Raw genomic sequence first — 22,886 nt, 5'->3', positions numbered from 1 at the left:
CTAAATTTCCCTGCCGACCACTCGTTCTCCCCAGATAGCAAAGGCCCCCGCGCCTGTCCTTCCAAGGCGAACCTGACTGAGATCGGCAATGACAACACCTCGTTCGAAAAAGGCTCTTTTCATCGGCCTGCCCCTGGCCCTGGCGTTGGCCGTCGGTGCGGGCGTAGCGGCTTGGGACCATTGGTGGCGGGACAACCCCGGCTACCCGGTCAAAGTGATGAAAGAGGCCAGGGAACTGCACGAGCGCCTGCTGTCCTTCGACAGCCACATCACCGTGCCACTGGATTTCGGCACCGCCGGCAATGAAGCCGACAAGGACGGCAGTGGCCAGTTCGATCTGGTCAAAGCCAACCGCGGCCACCTGTCCGGCGCGGCCCTCACGGTGTTCGGCTGGCCGGAGTTGTGGAACGGGCCCAACGCGCCGCACAAGCCCACCGCCGGTTTTGTCGAGGAAGCGCGCAACCAGCAGGAAGTGCGCTACAAGATCATCACCGGCCTGGTCCGGGACTTCCCCAACCATGTCGCCATCGCCTACACCCCGGATGATTTCCGCCGCCTGCACGGCGAAGGCAAATTCGCGATTTTCATCAGCATGCTCAACGCCTACCCCCTCGGCCATGACCTGAGCCTGCTGGACCTGTGGACGGCGCGGGGCATGCGCATGTTCGGCTTCAGCTACATCGGCAACAACGACTGGGCCGACTCCTCCCGCCCACTGCCGTTCTTCAACGACTCGCCCGATGCCCTGGGCGGCCTGTCGGACATCGGCAAGCAAGCGGTGACGCGCCTGAACGACCTGGGCGTGATCATCGACGTGTCGCAGATGTCGACCCTGGCCTTGGAGCAAGTCGCACAACTGAGTCGCACGCCGCTGGTGGCCTCTCATTCGGCACCTCGGGCGATGGTGGACATACCGCGCAACCTCAGCGACAAGGAAATGCAGCTGATCAAGGCCAGCGGCGGCGTGGTGCAGATCGTCGGTTTCTCCCAGTACCTGCGCCCGCTGACGCAAAAGACCCAGGACAGACTCAACGCCCTGCGCGAACGCTTCGACCTGCCGCCGCTGCCCAACCTGGCGATGGCGCTGATGCCCGGCGACCCGATCATCGCCGCCTGGCCGGAACAGAAATTCGGCGAATACGCCGGCCAGCTCTACGGCATCCTCGAAGAAGAACCCAAGGCCAGCCTCAAGGACCTGGGGGACGCCATCGACTACACCGTGCGCAAGATCGGCATCGACCATGTCGGCATCAGCTCGGACTTCAACGAAGGCGGCGGCGTGAAAGGCTGGGAGAACGTCGGCGACATCCGCAACGTCACCGCCGAACTGCTGACCCGCGGCTACTCCGAAGCCGACATCGCCAAACTGTGGGGCGGCAATTTCCTGCGGGTCTGGGATCAGGTGCAGAAAGCCGCCCGCCCCGCCATCGCCTCGACCCAGAAGGCGACCCAACCATGAATGAACGTCGCACCTTCCTGAAGCAGGCCGGGATCCTCGCCGCCGGCCTGCCCCTGGCCGCCAGCCTGCCCGCCACGGCCAGCACCGATCCACTGGCACCGCTGCCCAAGAACAAATGGGCGCAATTGCGCTCGCTGTTCAACCAGGACCCGGACTACCTGCACTTCTCCAACTTCCTCGTCACCACCCACCCGCGCCCGGTGCGCGAAGCCATCGACCGACACCGCGCCGCCCTGGATAAAAATCCGGGGCTGTTGATGGACTGGGACTTGGGCGTCACCGAAGATCGTGAGGAAAACGTCCGTATCTGGGCCGGCCGCTACCTGCAAGCGAGTCCTGCGCAAATCGCCCTCACCGGCAGCACCACCGAAGGCCTGTCGATCATCTACGGCGGCGTCCACGTGGCGGCCGACCAGGAAATCCTCACCACCGCCCACGAACACTACGCCACCCACACCATTCTCGACCTGCGCACCCAACGCAGCGGCACCCGGGTGCGCAAGATCAAGCTGTTCGACAACGCCCACGACGCCAGCCATGAACAGATCCTCACGGCCATCGACCGCAACATCCGCCCCGAAACCCGGGTGCTGGGCATGACCTGGGTGCACTCGGGCAGCGGCGTGAAGCTGCCCATCGACAAGATCGGCGCCCTGGTGGACAAGCACAACCAAGGCCGCAGCGATGAACAACGGATCATCTATGTGGTGGACGGCGTGCACGGTTTCGGCGTCGAAGACCTCGACTTCCCTGCCATGAATTGCGACTTTTTCATTGCCGGCACCCACAAGTGGATGTTCGGCCCACGCGGCACCGGCTTGGTGTGCAGCCGCAGTGAAGAACTCAAGTACGTCACGCCGATCATTCCGACCTTTTCCGAAGCCACGACGTTCTCCACCGTCATGACCCCGGGGGGCTATCACGCCTTCGAGCATCGCTGGGCCGCCGACGAAGCGTTCAAGCTGCACCTGCAACTGGGCAAGGCCGAGGTGCAGGCGCGGATCCACGCCCTCAACAGCTACCTGAAAAAACAGCTGGTGGCACAGCCGCAGATCGAGCTGATCACCCCCATGAGCCCGGAGTTGTCCGCCGGCTTCACCTTCTTCCGGGTCAAGGGCCGCGACAGCGACGAAGTCGCCGCCTACCTGATGAAGAACCGTGTGATCGCCGACGCCGTGCATCGCGATGCGGGACCGGTGGTCCGCACCGCACCGGGGCTGCTCAACACCGAAGCCGAGATCGATCGCTTCATGGGGTTGCTGGGCAAAACGCTCTGAGCCGAACCTTTTTGACCTTATCGAGAGAGATGGATGAACAGTTTTTCGCTGAAGCTACTCCCGGCACTGGCCCTCGCCGCCCTGCTGCCCTCCGGCGCCCAGGCATCGCAACCGGGCCAGGTCTTTCGCGACTGCAAGGATTGCCCGGAAATGGTCGTGCTGCCCACCGGCACCTTCCAGATGGGCACCCCGGACGACGAAGTGGGACGCGAACCCGACGAAGGCCCGCTGCACCCGGTGACGTTTGCCAAGCCCGTGGCGATCAGCCGCTTCCAGGTGCTCAAGGGCGAATGGTTCGCCTACCTGCGCGACACCGGCTACACCATGCCCGATGGCGATGAGCGTCCCGGTCGAGCGTGCAAGGCCGGCATCCCGGACTACCAGGGCAGCGACCCGCGCAAGCAATACACCGACCGGCACCCGGCGGTGTGCATGGACTTCGACGAGGCCAATGCCTACGTGGCGTGGTTGTCGAAAAAAACCGGCAAACAATACCGGCTGGTCAGCGAGTCCCTGCGCGAATACGCGGCACGCGGCGGCAGCACCGGGCCGTTCCCCTTCCCGTTCGATGAGGGCAAGGAATACAGCATCGCCCAGCACGCCAACACCTACGGCGCGGCCGACGGCTACAACTTCACCGCCCCGGCCGGCAGCTTCGCGCCCAACGCCTTCGGCGTGTACGACATGCACGGCAACATCTACGAATGGACCGCCGATTGCTACAACGAAAACTATGTGGGCGCCCCGAGCGACGGCAGCGCCTGGCTGACCGGCAAGTGCGAATTCAAACGCATCCGCGGCAACGACTGGGGCGAGGCGCCGGTGTTCTCCCGCTCCGGCAACCGCAACGCGCTGGTGCCGGGCAATCGGGGGGACTGGATCGGTTTTCGGGTGGCGCGGGATATGTAATCGACTGCCCGCCTGAAGACCCCGCTTTTTGTGGCGAGGGAGCTTGCTCCCGCTCGGTTGCGTAGCGACCGCAAAAGCTTGGGGCCGCTTCGCAGCCCAGCGGGAGCAAGCTCCCTCGCCACAACGGCGCTCCTCGGGCAATCAGGTGTTAAATCCCCTCCCCTACCAATCGTTCTACAGGTGGGCGCGCCCCAACCCGGCGTGCCGCCGTCCTCCAGCCCATGCGGTGAATGCCCCGCGATGGCCTTCGCCCTTTTCATCTAGCAGGGAAACTCCATGAGCCAACCAAAACGCGGGGTGATCAATGAATTGTTCACCCTGCTCAAACCCTTCCGGCTGATTGTCATCGGCGCCATCCTGCTGGGCATGGTCGGTGGCCTGAGCGTGACCGTGCTGCTGGCGACCATCAACAAGGTGCTGCACGCCGAAGGTGGGCTGAGCCACACCGTGGTGGGCGTGTTCGCCGGGTTGTGCCTGCTGGCCCTGGTCAGCTCCATCTGTTCCGACATCGGCACCAACTACGTCGGCCAGAAGATCATCGCCAAGCTGCGCAAGGAGCTGGGGGAAAAAGTTCTGTCGGCGCCCATCCAGCAGATCGAACGCTACCGCAGCCATCGCCTGATCCCGGTGCTGACCCACGACGTCGACACCATCAGCGATTTCGCCTTCGCCTTCGCTCCCCTGGCCATTTCCCTGACCGTCACCCTCGGCTGCATGGGGTACCTGGCCATGCTGTCGTGGCCGATGTTTCTGATGATGGTCGTGGCGATTGTCATCGGCACCGTGGTCCAGTACATCGCCCGCGGTCGTGGGATCAAGGGCTTCATGGAAGCTCGCGATTCCGAGGACGAATTGCAGAAGCACTACAACGCCATCGCCGAGGGCGCCAAGGAGCTGCGCATCCATCGCCCCCGGCGGCAACGCATGTTCGTCTCGGGCATCGAACACACCGCCGACAAGATCTGCGACACGCAGATCCGCTCGGTGAACATTTTCGTGATCGCCAAGACCTTCGGCTCGATGCTGTTCTTCGTGGTGATCGGCCTGGCCCTGGCCCTGCAATCGCTGTGGCCGAGCGCCGACAAGGCGGTGATGAGCGGTTTCGTGCTGGTGTTGCTGTACATGAAAGGCCCGCTGGAACACCTGATCGGCACCCTGCCGATCGTCAGCCGCGCCCAGATCGCCTTCCGCCGCATCGCCGAATTGTCGGAGCAGTTTTCATCCCCTGAACCGCACCTGTTGCTCAACGACCCAGGCCAGCCGAAACCCCCGGTGCAGACCCTGGAACTGAGCAATGTGACCTACAGTTTCCCGGCGGTGGAAGGCGCCACGCCGTTCCGCCTGGGACCGGTGAACCTGAAGATCGACCAGGGCGACATCGTGTTCATCGTGGGTGAAAACGGTTGCGGCAAAACCACGCTGATCAAGCTGCTGCTGGGCCTGTACGCGCCGCAGCAAGGGGAAATCCGCCTCAATGACCACGTGGTGACGGCCGTGACCCGCGACGATTATCGCCAGTTGTTCACGACGATTTTTGCCGATTACTACCTGTTCGACGACATCGTCCAGGGCGACACCCATATCCCGGACGACGCCAATAAATACCTGCAACGCCTGGAGATCGCCCACAAGGTCAGCGTGCGCGACGGCGCCTTCACCACCACCGACCTGTCCACCGGCCAGCGCAAGCGCCTGGCACTGGTCAATGCGTGGCTGGAAGAACGCCCGGTGCTGGTGTTCGACGAATGGGCCGCCGACCAGGACCCGACCTTCCGGCGGATTTTCTACACCGAGCTGCTGCCGGACCTCAAGCGCCTGGGCAAGACCATCATCGTGATTTCCCACGACGACCGTTACTTCGACGTGGCCGACCAATTGGTGCGCATGGAAGCCGGCCGGGTGATCACCGAACTGCAATCGGCGTAAATAATCACGATTCTCATTCTGGTTTTTTCTGGGTCGTGCGTCCTAATTAAGAATTGATGACAACTACACCCCTATTAAAACTAAAACCTGCAAGAGTGAAACACATGCCAGCAACTCCGGGGATTCCACGTTTTACCAAGGCACTGATCATGCGCCGCCTGCTGCAACCAGGCTTCAGCGCCAGCGCATTCAGCCTGGCCTTGGCCATGCCGTTCAGCGCACAGGTCCAGGCACAGGAAGTCGATCTCAACATTCCGGCGCAGTCGCTGGCGAGTGCCTTGCAGGCGTTGAGCAACCAATCGAACATGCAAGTGCTCTACAGTGCCGATGATGTCCAGGGCCTGCGCAGCCAACCGGTCAGCGGTCGGTTGTCGCCGGCGCAGGCGTTGTCGCAGATGCTGGTGGGGACCGGCGTCATGTTCACCATCCAGGGCAACACGGTCAGCGTGCGCGCCAGGACAACGGGGAATTCGCTGGAACTGGGCGCCACGACCATCACCGGTAAATCCGCGGAAACCGCCTACGGCCCGGTGGACGGCTACGTCGCCACCCGCAGCGCCACCGGCACCAAGACCGACACGCCGATCCTGGAAGTTCCGCAGACCATCAACGTCGTCACCGCCGAGCAAGTCGCCACCCAGGGCGCGCGCAACCTGACCCAGGCCTTGCGCTACACGCCGGGCCTGAACACCGGTGGCTTCACCGACCGCAACGCCATCGCCGACGAGATCACCAGCCGGGGTTTCTCGCCGACGTCGCTGTACCTCGACGGGGCCTACCTGCCCTATGCCGGCAGCCTCGGCGGCGCGCCGCAAATCGACCCGTACACCTTGGAGCGTATCGAAGTGCTCAAGGGCCCCTCGTCGGTGCTGTACGGGCAGAACCAGCCCGGCGGCCTGATCAACATGGTCTCCAAGCGCCCGACCACGGAACAGCGCAGCCAGATCAAACTGGGCGCGGGCAGCTACAGCCGGGTCAACGGCGCGTTCGACACCAGCGGTCCGATCGACGACCAGAAGGAATTCAGCTACCGCGTCATCGGCGTGGCGAAAAAAGGCAACCAACAGGTCGATCACACCCACAGCGAACGCATGCTGCTGGCACCGAGCCTGACCTGGGCGCCCAACGACGACACCTCGCTGACCGTGCTGGCGCAGATCCAGCGCGACGATGGCCTGGAGGACTACCAGGCGCTGCCGCGGATCGGTTCCCTGGAGCGCGGCCCCAACGGCCAGCGGATCGACCGGGACTTCTTCTCCGGCGACACGCGGTGGAACGACTACAAGCGTGACCAGTTCATCCTGGGCTACGACTTCAGCCACAACATCACCGATGACCTGAAATTCCGCTCCACTGCGCGTTATACCGATGTGCGCGACCAGTACCGGGGCTTCTACCTGCGCAGCTTCGTCACCACCGGTGGCGTCACGGACCAGACCCAGGCCAACCGGGTAAAACTCGACTGGCAACAGCACAACACCGCCTACACCGTCGATAACAACGTGGAGTACAAATTCAATACCGGGGCCCTGGAACACACCACCCTGGCGGGCGTGGACTATCGGCATTTCAACCGTAAGTACGATGGCTACAACGCCTACAACGTCGCGCCGATCGACCTGTACGGCAATAACAACAACTACGACACCGGCAGCGTAACCCCAACGCTGGACACCAAGTGGGACAACACCGTTCGCCAGACCGGCGTCTACCTGCAGGACCAGATCAAGCTGGACAAGTGGATCCTGACCGTGGGTGGCCGCCAGGACTGGGCAGAAGTGGACAACAAGGACCTGCTGGCGGGCACCGTTTCCTCACTGCGCGACAACAAGTTCACCGGCCGGGTAGGCCTGACCTATGTCACCGATTTCGGCCTGGCGCCGTACATCAGCTACTCGGAATCCTTCCTGCCGACCACGGGCACGGACGCCAGCGGCGACGCCTTCAAGCCGACCGAAGGCGAACAATACGAAGTGGGCGTGAAGTACCAGCCATTCGACAAGACGATGATTACCGCCTCGGTGTTCCAGATCAAACAGAAGAACCTGGTCACCGCCGACCCCGCCGATCCGCAGAACTCGATCCAGTCGGGCCAGGTGCGTTCACGGGGGGTTGAACTGGAAGTCAAATCCACCGTCGACAACGTCGACGTCATGGCTGCCGCCACCTACCTCGACTCGTTCTACACCAAGGACAACTACGGCAACGAGGGCAACCGCAGCGAGCAACAGGCACCGTTCTCCGCCACGCTGTGGGTCGACTACCACTTCACCCAGGCCGTCCTCAATGGCCTGACCTTCGGCGCAGGCGCCCGTCACACCGGCCGCAAGCCAGGCGACGCGGCCAACTCGTTCGACGTACCGGCCTTCACCGTGTTCGACACCACTATCAGCTATGACATGGGCAAGGCCACCTCGAGCCTGCGTGGCGTCACCACCAGCCTGAACGTGCAGAACGTCTTCGACCGCGAGTACGTGTCCCACTGCAACTATTCGTTCGGCTGCTACTACGGCCAGGAACGCGTGGCCTCGCTGGACGTGACCTACGACTTCTAAACAACACCCAAAACCGGGCCCGGCCCTAATGCCAGTCAGTTAAGGATCAAACGACTCAAAACCTGTGGGAGCAAAGCTTGCTCGCGATGGCGGCGGACCAGTCAATGACGTTGTCGACTGGCACACCCCAATCGCGAGCAAGCTTTGCTCCCACGGGTTGGGGGATTAACTGACCGGCATTAGGCCTGGCCCGGTTTTTTGTGCCTGCCAATCCTGAAACCCTCCCCCACAGAGGATGTGTGGCAGATGCAAATCCTGAAACCACCCCAAAACAACTGTGGGAGCGGTGGCATGTGCAAATCCTGAGACCACCCCAAAACAACTGTGGGAGCGAGCTTGCTCGCGATAGCGGTGGATCAGCAAAATAATCTTGGCTGACACTCCGCTATCGCGAGCAAGCTCGCTCCCACAAGGGATGGTGGTGATTCAGGCGGTCAACGCAGTCCGCAAGGCTTGGCTCAATTGCGCGTACACCTCATCGATCTCCGGCACCACGCTCTGCAAGCGCAGGTAGTCGTGGATCAGGCCGGTGTATTCGATCAGTTCCACGCTCACCCCCTGCTCCTGCAAACACCGGGCGTAAGCGCGGCCTTCGTCGAGCAGCGGGTCATGGCCGGCCAGGGCGATCAGGGCCGGGGCCAGGCCTGGGCAGCCGGGCGCCAGCAACGGCGAGAAACGCCAATCCAGGCGATCGGTGGGCTCATTGGCGTAGTGCCGGTAGAACCACTCGAGGGTTTCGCTCTCCAGCAAATAACCTTCGCCGAACAGCTCGGTGGACGGGCTGCTGGTGGACGCATCGGTCACCGGGTAACAGAGCAATTGAAAGCACGGCTGGATCGCCAGGGCAGCGGGTTCCAGGGCCGCTTGCAGCGCCAGCACCGTCGCCAGTGTCGCGCCGACGCTGTCGCCGCCGAACGCCACGCGGCTGATGTCCAGGCCTTCGGCGCGGGCCTGCCGGGCCAGCCAGTCGAGGGCGTCGGCGCCGTCGTTCAGCGGGGTCGGGAAGGTGTGCTCCGGGGCCAGGCGATAGCCCACCGACAACACCGCGCACGGTGTCCGGGCGCAGAATTCGCGACAGACGCCGTCGTGGGATGCCAGGCTGCCGACCACATAGCCGCCGCCGTGAAAGTACACCAGCACCGGCAGCGCCTGGGCCGAAGCCGTGGCGGGACGATACAGACGCAGCGCCAGCGTCGCGCCGTCACGGGCGGTGAATGGGTGAGCGGCGCACTGCACATCCGCCGGAGCATCCCAGCGCAATTGCCCGGTGGTGCGCTCGAACGCCTCACGGGCCTGGGCCGGCGTCGACAGGTGAAACGGCCCGGGGCCGTCGGCCTGGCTTTCTTCGGCCAGGTCGAGGAAGGCATTGAGTTCCGGATGCAAGGACATCGCAGGAGTTCCTTATGTAAAAACCATGGGTAAAAGATGAGCCACTCAGACTCATGCAAACCCTGTGGCAAGGGAACTTGCTCCCTCACCACAGGTGCAAGACTCAAGCCGCTTGCGCCACGCAGTGCTCGATCAACGCCTCCAGTTCCTCCTGGTAGGCGCGCATCAAGCCCTCGACGGTCTCGGCACGGTAGCGGCGGGTGCTGAAGATGCAGCGCAGCGCCAGTCGCCCGTCGTACACCTGCCCCACCACTTCCAGCCAGTTGCCCAGCGCGGCATGGGGGCTGTAGCAACTGCCGTAGCTTTCCGCCGCCGGCACCAGCAACGCCTTGTCGTCGAAGCTCTGGTCGAACTGCCCCAGGTAGTTGAACGTCACCCGTGCCTGGGGCGCGCGGCCCAGGGTGGCGGCCATCGGCTCGCCGCTCATGTAGCGCAACACGCCATAGCCCAATCCCTTGTTCGGCACGGCGGCCAACTGCCGTTGCACCGCCCGCACCGATGTGCCGATGTCGGCGTCATGGCTCGGGGTCAGGCGCACCGGGAACATGCTGGTGAACCAGCCCAGGCTGCGGCTCAGGTCGATGTCCTTGACCAGGTCCTCGCGCCCATGCCCCTCCAGTTGGATCAGCACCGACGGCTGCTGGCTCCAGCGGCACAAGACCCGGCTCAGCGCCGCCAGCAATACGTCGTTGATCTGCGTCTGGTAGGCCGCCGGCACCTGTTTGAGCAACTGCTGGGTGTGCTGCTCCGACAGGCTCAAATGCGCCACCGACTGGTACTGCACCTGGTTCTTGCCCCGCAGGTTGTCACACGGCAACTCGCTGCCCGGCTGGTCGATCTGCTCCAGCCACCAGGCTTTTTCCTGCGCCGGATAGTCCCGCGCATAGGCTTGCAGGCCCTCGGCCCAGGCCCGGTAGCTGCTGGTGCGAATCGGCAGGTTCGGCGTCTGGCCGTCGCAGTAGGCCGCATAAGCCGTCTGCAAATCCTGCAGCAGCAAACGCCACGACACCGTGTCGATGACCAAGTGATGAATCACCATCAGCACGCGAATTTCACCGCTGCCCAGGGTCACATGCGCCGTGCGCCACACCGGCCCGTTGTGCACATCAAGGCTGCGTTGCACCCGTTCGGCGTACAACTCCAGCTCGGCTTCATCGGCCACGCTGTGCTGCCAAAGCAAAGGTTCGTTGGCCCACTGGGCCTGCATCTCCTCCAGCGCCTGGTAATGCTGCAGGTGACGCCCGCCGACTTCACTGAAGCGCAGGCGCAAGGCATCGTGCTGCTGCATCATGCCGCGCAAGGCCAATTCCAGCGCCGTCAGGTTCAACCCCTGGCGGGCCCGCAGCATCAACGCCTGGTTGTAATGATGGGGTTCGCTCATGCGCTGGTCGAACCACCATTGCTGGATCGGAATCAGGTTGAACTGCCCTTCGGCGGCCACCTGGGTCACGTCCTCGACCGTCACGGCAAACGTGTTCGAACGCTGGTCGAAAATCGCCTCGATGGTCTGGCCGCGCATCAGGTCCCGCAGCTTGAGCTCCATCTTCAGCTCCCCATGGTTGCGCACCCGCGAGACCACTTGCAGGCTGAGGATCGAGTCCCCACCCAGCTCGAAGAAATTGTCGGTGATGCCCACCCGCTCGACTTGCAACACCTCGGCCCAGATTTCGGCCAGCAATTGCTCATCGCGGTTACGCCCCGGTACATACTCGGCGCCCTTGAATTCCGGCTCCGGCAAGGCCTGGCGATCGAGCTTGCCGTTGGGGGTGACCGGCAACGCCTCCAGGCAGATGACCTGGGCCGGCACCATGTAATCCGGCAATTGCGCCCGCAGCTCGGCCTTGAGCCGATCGCCGATGGCCACGCCATCGGGGGTGACCACGTAGCCGATCAGTTGCTTGCCCGAAACACTGTCGCGGGCGATCACCACCGCATCGCTGACGTCGGCCAGTTGCCGCAGGCTGGCCTCCACTTCTCCCAGTTCGATGCGGAAACCCCGCACCTTGATCTGGTGGTCGATACGGCCGACGTAATCGAGCACCCCGTCGACGCGCTGGCGTACCAGGTCGCCGCTGCGGTACAGGCGATCGCCCGGCTGGCCGAACGGATCCGGCACGAAGCGCTCGGCACTCAGGTCCGGGCGACGGTGATAACCACGGGCGATGCCCGCGCCACCGATGTACAACTCGCCGGCAATGCCCGGCGGCAACGGGTTGAGGTTGTCGTCCAGTACATACAAGGCGCGCTCCCCCACCGCACGCCCGATCGGCGCGTAGGCGGCTTCGCAACGTTGGCTGGCCGGCACCTTCCACAGCATCGGCGTGACCACGGTTTCGGTCGGGCCATAACCGTTGGTGAAATATTCTGGCCGCAGCGCAGCTTTCACCTGCTCGAAGGTCTGGTCCGGCACCGCATCGCCGCCGAAGCAGTAGACCCGCACCGGCGGCGGTGCCAACTGGCTGTTGGCGGCGTATTCGGCCAGTTGCTTGAGGTAGGCCGGCGGGAAGCAGGCGATGGTAATGCCGTGGCGGTGCAAGGCGTCGAAGGTCTGCTCCGGCGTCCACAGCGCGCCGTCGCGAATCACCAGGGTGCCGCCGCTGAACAGCGTGCTCAGCCAGCGTTCATGGGCGCCGTCGAAGGCGAACGACATGAAATGCAGTTCGCGGGTGTGTTCGTCCATGTCATACAGCCCGGCGATGGCCTGGCAATGCATGCTCATCGGCCCGTGCGCCACGGCGACGCCTTTGGGGCGACCGGTGGAGCCCGAGGTGTAGATCAGGTAGGCCAGATTGCCGCCGAGCAAACCGCTGTGGGGCGGCAAATCGCTGTAGCCGCGGCTGTCGAAACCGTCGATGGCCAGGCGCGCCAGACCGTCGAGATCCGGCAGGCGTGCCTGCACCCGGCTGTGGGTCAGCAACAGCGCCATGGCCGAATCTTCGATCATGAACGCCAGGCGCTCGGGTGGATAATCGATGTCCAGCGGCACATACGCCGAACCGCTTTTCATCACCGCCAGCAGCGCCACGACCATGTCCACCGACCGCTCCAGGGCCACGCCGACCACCACTTCCGGGCCGGCGCCAAGTTCGATCAAGCGATGGGCCAGGCGGTTGGCCCGACGCTCCAGTTCGCCATAGTCCAGCGAGTCGTCGCCACACACCAGCGCCGTGGCCTGCGGACGCGACTGCGCATGCCGGCCAATCAGCTCCGGCAACAACTGCGCCTGATAGCAACCGTTCGGTGCCGCGCTCCATTGTGCGAAGGCTTGCCACTGTTCCAGCGACAAACGCTGCAGGTTGCCCAGGCACGCGTGGGGTGCATCGATCATCGCTTCCAGGGTGTCTTCCAGGGTCCGGCGGATTCGCTCCACCGCGTCGACGCTGAAGGCGTTGCGCAGGAACAGGTACTCGATGGACAGCGTTTCCCCCAGGTTGACCGCCAGGTCCATCGGGAAGTTGGTCACGTCATGATTGCGTGACTCGCCGAAGCTCAGGCCGGTGTCCCGCTGGTCACCCAGGCGTTCGTCGATGGGGTAGTTCTCGAACACGATGATGCTGTCGAACAAACCCTGCCCGCCCAGGCCCGACCAGCGTTGGATGTCCGCCAGTGGCGCATGGGCATGCTCACGCAGGTCCAGGTTGTAGGCCTGCAATTGTTGCAGCCATTGATCCAGCGGCTGCTCGGGGTCCAGGGTCTGGATCACCGGCAAGGTGTTGATGAACAGGCCGAGGATGTTGTCGGCGTTGACCAGCCCCGCCGGACGCCCGGCGACGGTGGCGCCGAAGACCACGGTGTTCTGTCCGGTGAAGCGTTGCAGCAACAGCAGCCACGCCCCTTGGATCAAGGTATTGGGTGTGATCTGCAAGGCGCGGCAGGCCTGTTGCAGACGAGCGGTCTGCGCCACGTCCCAACGCGAATACAGCGCCTCGTGCCCCGGCAGTGCCTCGACATGCCGCGGGAACATCGCCTGGTTGAGGGAAGTCGCCTGTTCCAAGGTGTCGAGGCGGCTGCGCCAGAAGCGCTCCAGCGCGCCCTGGTCCTGGCGTTGCAGCCACTCGATGAACTCGCGGTAGCGAGCATTGCGGCTGGGCACCTGCCCATGGGCGTAGAACTGCAACACCTCACCGAACAACCGCGAACTGCTCCAGCCGTCCATGAGGATGTGATGGCAGGTCCAGATCATCTGGTAGCGATCGTCTTCCAGGCGCAGCAACAACACCCGTTGCAAAGGCGCGCGGCCCAGGTCGAAACCGGCCAGGTAGTCGGCGGTCGCCCGGGCGCTGATCGCCTGCTCGCTGATGTCCTGTCCACGCCAGTCTTCAATCTGCAACGGCAACTCGACGTGGCGATGGACGATTTGCACCGGCGCGTTCAAGCCATCCTGCCAGTGGAAACTGGTGCGCAGGATGTCTTCGCGCTCGATCACCGACGTCCAGGCCTGGGCGAAACGCTCGGTGTCCAGGCCGTGCACCGGCAGGCTGATCTGGTTGATGTACAAGCCGGAGCTGTCGTCGGCCAGGGTGTGGAACAGCATGCCGTCCTGCATCGGCGACAGCGGATAGATGTCCTCCACCTGCGCCACGGGCACCGGCAGGCCATTGAGTTGCGCCTGGCTCAGGCGCGCCAGCGGGAAGTCCGAAGGTGTCAGGCCCAAATGCCCGTCAGTGCAGCAGTGATCGATCAGTTGTTGCAACGCCACGGCGTAGGCATCGGCCAACGACTGGAGCGTGGCCGCGTCGAAAACATCGCCACTGAAGGTCCAGTCGAGGGACAACTGGCCGTTGAAAATCCGGCCGTCGATGGTCAGCCAGTTGCCCAGGGCCACGTCATCGCCATGCCCGGCGCCACTGCCCTCTTCACTCGGCACGAACAGCGCCTGCTCATCGAAACTCTGGTCAAACTGCCCCAGGTAATTGAAGGTGATGCGCGCTGGCGGCAGTTTTGCCAGTCGCTGCTGGACCGCTTCGGCCCCCAGGTAACGCAGGACGCCGTAGCCCAGGCCCTTGTTCGGCACCGCCCGCAGTTGTTCCTTGATCCGCTTGATCGACTCGGCGGGGTCGCTGGCCGGCGTCAGCAACACCGGGAACAGGCTGGTGAACCAACCGACGGTGCGGCTCAGGTCGATGCCCTCGAACAGCTCTTCGCGACCATGGCCTTCGAGTTGCACCAGGCAGGCCGGTTGCCCGGTCCATTGGCAGACCACTTGCGCCAGTGCGCTGAGCAGCAAATCGTTGACCTGGGTGCGATAGGCCATCGGCGCCTGCTTGAGCAAACGTTGGGTCTGGGTGGCATCCAGGCGTGTGCTCACCGAACGGCCATGGGCCGCGGCCTGGCTGCCCTCGGGACGGGCCCGTGGCAGCGGCGGCAGGGGCTGGTCCAGTTGCCCGACCCAGTAATCCAGTTCCTTGTTCAGGGCTTCGCTGTGGGCGTAGTCCTGCAACTGAGCGGCCCAGGCCTTGAACGCCGTGGACTTGCCCGGCAAGGCCGGCGCCTGGTTCGCCCGCAGTTGGCGGTAGACGTTTTGCAGGTCTTCCAGCAGTACCCGCCACGACACGCCGTCCATGACCAGGTGATGAATCGCCAGGTGCAGGCGCGAACTGCCGTCCTGCACCGCGATCAGGCTGCAGCGCAGCAACGGGCCGTGTCGCAGGTCGAGGCTGCGTTGGGCCTGGTCGGCGATGGCGATGATCTCGGCGGCGTCCTGCGCGGTGCGCTGCCAGATCTCCAGCGGCGGCTTATCCACGGCCTGATGGCTGGCGTGCCAGCGGCCATCGTTGGCCTCGGTGAACCGCAAGCGCAGGGCATCGTGATGGGCCACCACGTGCTGGAGGGCCTGTTGCAGGTGGGCGATGTCCAAGGGTTCGCGCGGGGTCAGCAGGACCGATTGGTTCCAGTGGTCGCGGTGCGGGATATCACTGGCGAAGAACCAATGCTGCATTGGCACCAACAGGCTGTCACCGGTGACCGGGCCTTGGTCGACCACGCCTTCGTCGGTCGCCGTGGCGACCCGCGCCAGGGCCTGGATGTTCTGGTGCAGGAACAGGTCCTTGGGGGTCAGGCCGATGCCTTGGGCACGCGCCCGGCTGACCACCTGGATCGAGTTGATCGAGTCACCGCCCAGGGCGAAGAAGTTGTCGGCGGTACCCACCCGCTCGACGCCAAGCACCCCTTGCCAGATCTCCACCAGTGCCCGCTCGATGGCGTTGACCGGTGCCGTGAACGCTTCCTGGCGCTCGGCCAGGTCGGGTGCCGGCAGCGCCTTGCGGTCGAGTTTGCCGTTCGGGCTCAGCGGCATGTGTTCCAGGCGGGTCAGGTGCGTCGGCACCATGTGCTCCGGCAGGTTCAGGCGCAAATGGGCCAGCAGCGCTTCGCGCAACAGCGGCCAGTCGCTGGCCTCACCGGCCTGGGCCACCACGTAGCCGCTCAGCACCTTGCCGCTGCGGCTGTCCTGGGCCACCACCACCGCTTCTCGCACCGCCGCATGTTCAAGCAGGCGCGCTTCGATCTCACCCAATTCGATACGGAACCCGCGGACCTTCACCTGGTGGTCGATCCGACCGACGTAATCGATCACCCCGTCCGGGCGATAGCGCGCCAGGTCACCGGTGCGGTACAGCCGCTCGCCGGCCACGAACGGGCTGGCGACGAAACGCTCGGCGGTCAGTTCGGGACGGCGGTGATAACCGCGGGCCAGGCCCTGGCCGCTGAGGTACAGCTCGCCGTTGACGCCGCTCGGCACCGGGTTGAGTTCATCGTCGAGGATGTAGGTCATCAGGTTGGCAATCGGCTCGCCAATCGGCACCGCATCGCGCCCTTCGTCGCGGCAGGTCCAATGGGTCACGTCGATGGCCGCTTCGGTCGGGCCGTACAGGTTGTACAGCCGGGCATTGGGCAACTTGGCGAACACCTGCTGCTGGGCATCCACCGGCAGGGCTTCGCCGCTGCAGACGATGCGGGTCAGACGGGTGCACCGGCTGACGTTGGCATCCAGCACGAACGCCTGCAGCATCGACGGCACGAAATGGAGGGTGGTGATGCCTTCCCGTTCGATCAGGCTGACCAGCTTCTGCGGATCGCGATGATCGCCCGGTGCCGCGACGACCAGGCGCACGCCAGTCATCAACGGCCAGAAGAACTCCCAGACCGACACGTCGAAACTGAACGGCGTCTTCTGCAAGACACTGTCGCCGGCCTCCAGGCCATAGGCCTGTTGCATCCAGCACAAACGGTTGGTCAGCGCGCCATGGCTGTTGCCGGCGCCCTTGGGCTTGCCGGTGGAGCCGGAGGTGTAGATCACATAGGCCAGGTTCTGCGCCACGGCCCGGGCAGGCGGATTGTCAGTGGAATGGTCACGCAGCCAGTCGTCATCCCCATCCAGCAGCAATAGGTTAAGGCCACCTCCTGTGGGAGCGAGCCTGCTCGCGATGGCGTCAACACACTCAACATCGCCATTGACTGAACCACCGCTATCGCGAGCAGGCTCGCTCCCACAGAACTGGTTGAGCAATGAACTTTGGGTCAGCAGCAACTCGATGCCGCTGTCCTCGATCATGTAAGCCAGGCGTTCCGGCGGGTATTCCGGGTCCAGCGGCACGTAGGCGCCACCGGCCTTGAGGATCGCCAGCAGCCCGACCACCATTTCCACGCTGCGGTGCACCGAGATGCCCACCAGCACATCCGGGCCGACGCCGCGCTCGATCAAGGCGTGGGCCAACCGGTTGGCGCGAGCGTTGAGCTGGGCATAGCTCAGCGATTGCCCTGCGAACACCAGCGCCTCGGCGTGGGGATCACGCTCGACCTGGGCTTCGATCAAATGATGGACCGGGAGATGGTTCGGGTAGTCGGCGTAGGTGCGGTTCCAGTCCTCGACGATCAGGCGCCGCTGCGCCCTGTCCAGCATCGGCAGCTCGGCGATGCGCTGGGTCGGGTTGGCGACGATGGCGCGCAACAGGTTCAGCCAGTGCTCACCCAGGCGGGCGATGGTGCTCGGCTCGAACAGGTCGCTGGCGTAAGTCAGCGCGGCGCTGAGGCCATCGGCGTACTCGAAGGTGTCCAGGGTCAGGTCGAACTGGGCGGTGCCCGAGTCCCAGGTCAGTTGCTCCAGGCTCAGGCCCGGCAACGCCGACAGGTCCCGGCGGGCATCGCTGGCATGGTTGAACATCACCTGGAACAGTGGCGTATGGCTCAGGTTGCGCGCCGGTTCCAGCCGCTCCACCAGTTGTTCGAACGGCAGGTCCTGATGGGCCTGGGCACCGAGGGCCCGTCGCTTGACCTGATCGAGCAACTGGTCGAATCGCAGGTTGCCGTCGATGTCGGCCTTGAGCACCTGGGTGTTGACGAAGAAGCCCAGCAGACGCTCGGTTTCCACCCGGTTGCGGTTGGCGATCGGCACACCGACGCGGATGTCGTCCTGGCCGCTGTAGCGGTGCAGCAAGGTCTGGAAGCCGGCGAGCAAGAGCATGAACAGCGTGCTGTTGTGCTGCTGGGCCAGGCGCTTGAGGCCTTCGGCCAGGGCCGGTTCGATGACGATGGGCAACCGTGCGCCACGATAGCTTTGCTGGGCCGGGCGCGGATGGTCGGTCGGCAGTTGGAGAATCGGTTGCTCGCCGCCCAACTGCTCGATCCAGTAGTCGAGTTGCCGCTGCTGCTCCCCCGCCGCCAGCCACTGCCGCTGCCAGTGGCCATAGTCGGCGTACTGGATCGGCAGTGGCGCCAGCGTCACCGGCTGGCCCTGGCTGAAACCTGCGTACAACTGCAGCAGGTCGTCGACCATGATCTGCATCGACCAGGCATCGGACACGATGTGGTGCTGGGTCAGGATCAGCACATGGTCCTCAGCGCCCAGTTGCAGCCACTTGACCCGCAGCAACGGACCGCGCTGCAAATCGAACGGTTGCCGGGTTTCGGCTTCGATCAAGCCGCGCAAGGTACGTTCATCGACGTCGACTTCGAGCGATTCCACCGCCAGGGCCAGCGGCGCTGGTTCGTCGATCACTTGCAGAGGACGCTCATGGTCAAGCACGAAGCGGGTACGCAGGCTCTCGTGACGCGCCACCAGTGCATCGAAGCTCTGTTGCAGCGCCGCACGGTCAAGGGCGCCGCGCAAACGCAGGGCCGCCGGAATGTGATAGGCGCTGCTGGTGGGGTCCAGTTGCCAGAGGAACCACTGCCGTTGCTGGGCGAACGAGAGCGCCAGCGGCTGGTCGCGAGAAATGCGTGGAATGCCCGGTTCATCGTGCGCCGATGCCGTGCCCATGGCCTCGACAAACGCCCGCAGGCTGTTATGGGCGAACAACAGGCGCAACGGCACTTGGATATTCAGTTGCTGGCGAATCCGCGACATCACCTGGGTGGCGAGCAAGGAATGGCCGCCCAGTTCGAAGAAACTGTCGTCCAGGCCCACCCGTGGCACCTTGAGGATATCGGCCCAGATCGTCGCCACCGCCTGCTGCACGGGTGTCTGCGGCGCAACATAGGTTTTCTGCCACTGGCTGGCATCGGGCTTGGGCAACTGCTTGCGATCCAGCTTGCCGTTGGGCGTCAGCGGGAAGCGTGGCAACACCACCATGTGCGCCGGCACCATGTAGTCGGGCAGGTTGACCTTGAGCCGGGCCGTGAGGCTGTCGCGCAGGGCGCTCTGGGCGGCGGCGTCCAGGTCATTCAGTTCGGCGGTTGGAACGATGTACGCCACCAGCGCCTGGCCGCCCGGTGCCTCCTGGGCCAGCACCGCCGCTTCGCGCACGCTGTCCTGTTCCAGCAGGCGCGCTTCGATTTCGCCCAACTCGATGCGGAACCCGCGAATCTTCACTTGATGGTCGATGCGCCCGAGGTATTCGAGGATGCCGTCGGCCCGCTGGCGCGCCAGGTCACCGGTGCGATACAGGCGCTCGCCGGCGACAAACGGATGGGGCACGAAACGTTCGGCGGTCAGCGCCGGACGCTGGAAATAACCACGGGCCAGCCCCTGGCCGCCGATCAGCAATTCACCGGCCACGCCATAGGGCACCGGCATCAGGTCGGCGCCAACGATGTACAGCGCCGTGTTGTCGATGGGCCCGCCCAGCCAGGGTTGCGCGGCCTGGGTTTGCAACGGGTGCAAGGCCGACCAGATGGTGGTTTCCGTCGGGCCGTAGAGGTTCCACACTTCACCGCCAAGGGCGAGCATGCGCACGGCCAGTTCCTGGGGCAGCGCCTCGCCACCGCACAGGCACTTGCAGCCGCCCAAACCCTGGGCGTGCTCGTTGTCCAGCAACATGCGCCAGGTCGACGGCGTGGCCTGCACCACGTTGACCTGCTCGGCCGCGATCAGCGCCAATACCGCGTACGGGTCCTGGGCGACGTGCGGGCCGGTCAGTACGATGCACGCGCCGACCATCAGCGGCACGTAGATTTCCAGGCCGAAAATATCGAACGAGAACGTGGTCAGCGACAACGCCCGGTCCTGGGCTGTCATACCCGGCGCCTGGGCCATGCTCGCGACGAAGTTGGTCAGCGCGCCGTGGCGCACCATCACACCTTTGGGCTTGCCGGTGGAGCCGGAGGTGTAGATCGCGTAGGCCAGGTGCTCCGCATCCAGGCGCGGCGCCGGCGCGTCGCAGGCATAATCGTCGAGCCAGTCACCCTCCTGGTCCAACACCAACGTATTCACACCACCACCGCCCCCTGTGGGAGCGAGCTTGCTCGCGATGAGGCCCTCACCGCCAACATCAATATTGACTGAACCACCGCTATCGCGAGCAAGCTCGCTCCCACAGGACAGCGGTAGCTGGTCGAGCAATGAACTTTGGGTCAGCAGCAGCTCGATGCCGCTGTCTTCGATCATGTAGGCCAGGCGGTCCTGGGGGAACGCCGGGTCCAGCGGCAGGTAGGCGCCACCGGCCTTGAGGATCGCCAGCAGGCCCACCAGCATGTGCGCGCTGCGTTCCACGGCAATGCCCACCAGGACATCCGGGCCCACGCCGAGGCTTTGCAGCTTGCCCGCCAACTGATTGGCCCGGGCATTGAGTTGGCGGTAGCTCCAGCGCTCGCCGTCGATGACCAGCGCCGGGGCGTCCGGGGTGCGCGCCGCTTGTCTTTCGAACAGTTGATGAACAAAACCCGCCTCGGGCGCCGGTGTCGGGGTGCGCTGGCCGTTGTCGAGCTGGGCCTGGCGCTCGGCCGCGTCGAGCAACGGCAACTCACCGATGCGCTGCGCCGGATCGGCCACGATCGCCCGCAACAGGTTCTGCCAATGCCCGCCCAGGCGCGCGATTGTCTCGGCGCCAAACAGGTCGGTGGCATAGATCAGCCCTGCCGAAAGCCCTTCACTGTGCTCCACGGTTTCCAGGGTCAGGTCGAATTGCGCCGTGTGCGAATCCCAGCGCAGTTCCTCGACTTTCAACGCGCCGACCGGCCCCTCGCCCGCCGGGCCTTGGGTCCGGTGGTTGAACATCACTTGGAACAGCGGGCTGTGGCTCAGGTTGCGCTCAGGCTGCAACGCCTCGACCAGTTGCTCGAACGGCAACTCCTGGTGAGCCTGGGCGCCCAGGGCTGTCTGTTTGACTTGTTGCAGCAAGGCGCCAAACGAATCCTGGCTCTGGACATCGCTGTCGAGCACCTGGGTGTTGACGAAAAAGCCGATCAGGCGCTCGGTCTCGACCCGGTTGCGGTTGGCCGTCGGCACGCCGACGCGAATATCGTTCTGGCCGCTGTAGCGATGCAGCAGCGCCTGGAACGAGGCCAGCAGGAGCATGAACAGGCTGACGCCTTCGCGCTGGGCCATGTGCTTGAGGTCGCCGGCCAGTACCGCGTCGATGGCCAGCTCCAACCGTGCGCCGCGATAGCTCATCACCGCCGGACGCGGAAAATCGGTCGGCAGTTCCAGCACCGGTTGCTGGCCGCCCAGGCGTGCGGTCCAGTATGCCAACTGACGCTCGCGCTCGCCCGCTTCCATCCAGTGCCGCTGCCAGATGGCGTAGTCGGTGTACTGGATCGGCAGCGCCGGCAATTGCGGCGCGTGGCCCTGGCTGAAGGCGGCGTAGCCGTCGACCAGTTCCTCGACCATCACCTGCATCGACCAGCCATCGGCCACAATGTGGTGCAAGGTCACGATCAGCACATGATCATCCGCCGCCAACCGCAGCAGGCGCGTGCGCAGCAGTGGCCCCTGTTGCAGGTCGAAGAGCTGGCGGGTTTCGCCTTCGATCAACTGGCGCAGCTGCGTCTCGTCCGGCAACCGTTCCAGGGTGTCTGCCTGCAAATGCACTGGCGCCGCCGCGTGCACCTGCTGCACGACCTGCTCGCCATGGGTCTGGAAGGTGGTGCGCAGGCTCTCGTGCCGGGCCACCAACGCAGTGAAACTCTGTTCCAGCGCAGCGATGTCCAGCGGCCCGCGCAAGCGCAGGGCCGTGGGCATGTGGTAGGCCGCGCTCTCGGGGTCCAACTGCCACAGGAACCATTGGCGCTCCTGGGCAAACGACAACGACAGTGTGTCGAACTCGGCACTGACAGGCGGGATCGGCAGGTTCGCCGGGGAAACGTTCTCTTCGAGCATCTTCTGCAAGTACAAGCGACGTTTTTCCAGCGGCAGCGTTATGAAGCGCCTGGCAATACGTTGTGCGACAGCGGTGTCCATCAAACCTCCTCAAATTCATCGAGCAGCGCTTCGAGCTTGCTCAATTTCGACGTACTCATGGGTTCGCCGGCAGGCTCGAGTTGCGCCACGAACGCGCCGAGTACCGGGAATTGGAAAATCAGTTGCGGGGTCAAGGTCAGGCCCAGTTCCAGTTGCAGGCGCGAGACCACGCTCACCACCAGCAGCGAATGCCCGCCCAGCTCGAAGAAGTCGTCGCCCAGCCCGACCTGCTCGACCTTGAGCACGTCTTGCCAGATGGCCGCGACCCGGCATTCGAGGTCGCTCTGCGGTGCCAGGTATGCCGGTTGCAGGGCACGGGTGTCCGGTGCCGGCAAGGCCTTGCGATCGAGCTTGCCGTTGGGGGTCAGCGGCAAGCGGTCGAGGAAGACCCAATGGGTCGGCACCATGAAGTCCGGCACCTGGGCCGCCAGTCGCGCCTTGAGCCGTTCGCCCAGGCTGCCCTGGTCGAGAGGGCTGTCCTGGCCGACCAGATAGGCCACCAGGTTCGGCCCGCTCACGTCGTCCCGCGCCAGCACCACCGCATCGCGCACATCGGCATCGGCCTGCAGGCGCGCTTCGATTTCCCCCAGCTCGATACGCAGGCCACGGATCTTCACCTGGTGGTCGATCCGGCCGAGGTACTCGATCACCCCGTCGGCGCCATAACGGGCCAGGTCACCGGTGCGATACAGGCGGCCGCCCGGGGCTGGCGCGAACGGATCGGGAATGAAGCGCTCGGCGCTCAGTGCCGGTCGTTG

General features: G+C 64.5%; 8 protein-coding genes (1 of these 8 running past the window's edge). 5 read left to right on the top strand and 3 right to left on the bottom strand.

Translation table 11 applies throughout. The features are described from left to right. Positions 1–88: 88 nt before the first annotated feature. From pvdM to BLU85_RS24150, 5 genes are all read left to right on the top strand, one after another. A complete protein-coding gene (pvdM, locus tag BLU85_RS24170; RefSeq protein WP_092204194.1) occupies positions 89–1,459 on the top strand; it encodes a pyoverdine-tailoring dipeptidase-like protein PvdM in 1,371 nt (456 codons plus the stop codon). Next, a complete protein-coding gene (locus tag BLU85_RS24165; RefSeq protein WP_092204195.1) occupies positions 1,456–2,736 on the top strand; it encodes a pyoverdine-tailoring periplasmic protein PvdN in 1,281 nt (426 codons plus the stop codon). Before pvdM ends, BLU85_RS24165 begins: the two co-directional genes overlap by 4 nt. A gap of 33 nt (positions 2,737–2,769) precedes the next feature. Further along, entirely contained in the window at positions 2,770–3,645 is an 876-nt protein-coding gene (locus BLU85_RS24160; protein WP_092204196.1) for a dihydropyoverdine dehydrogenase, read from the top strand. A gap of 276 nt (positions 3,646–3,921) precedes the next feature. Continuing rightward, a complete protein-coding gene (locus BLU85_RS24155) occupies positions 3,922–5,571 on the top strand; it encodes a cyclic peptide export ABC transporter (RefSeq protein ID WP_092204197.1) in 1,650 nt (549 codons plus the stop codon). Between the two features lie 104 nt (positions 5,572–5,675). Next, positions 5,676–8,126, top strand: coding sequence for a TonB-dependent siderophore receptor (locus BLU85_RS24150; RefSeq protein WP_092204198.1), 2,451 nt, complete (start codon positions 5,676–5,678; stop codon positions 8,124–8,126). A 426-nt stretch (positions 8,127–8,552) separates the two neighbouring features. Here BLU85_RS24150 and BLU85_RS24145 read toward each other — a convergent pair whose 3' ends face one another. The 3 genes from BLU85_RS24145 to BLU85_RS24135 form a co-directional block, all read right to left on the bottom strand. After that, positions 8,553–9,515: an alpha/beta hydrolase gene (locus BLU85_RS24145; protein ID WP_092204199.1), complete on the bottom strand. Its 963-nt coding sequence runs from the start codon at positions 9,513–9,515 to the stop codon at positions 8,553–8,555. Positions 9,516–9,618: 103 nt separating this feature from the next. Continuing rightward, positions 9,619–22,128: a non-ribosomal peptide synthase/polyketide synthase gene (locus BLU85_RS24140; protein WP_256572884.1), complete on the bottom strand. Its 12,510-nt coding sequence runs from the start codon at positions 22,126–22,128 to the stop codon at positions 9,619–9,621. Then, positions 22,128–22,886 carry the final stretch of a non-ribosomal peptide synthetase gene (locus tag BLU85_RS24135; RefSeq protein WP_092290050.1) on the bottom strand. 10,320 nt of this gene lie beyond the right edge of the window, so the window shows 759 of its 11,079 coding nt (coding positions 10,321–11,079); the start codon falls outside the window, past its right edge; the stop codon is at positions 22,128–22,130. Before BLU85_RS24135 ends, BLU85_RS24140 begins: the two co-directional genes overlap by 1 nt.

This window comes from Pseudomonas sp. NFACC14 (assembly GCF_900106885.1).
GTDB classification, from domain to species: Bacteria; Pseudomonadota; Gammaproteobacteria; order Pseudomonadales; family Pseudomonadaceae; genus Aquipseudomonas; species Aquipseudomonas fluorescens_AA.
This window is presented reverse-complemented; position numbering and strand designations above follow the sequence as displayed.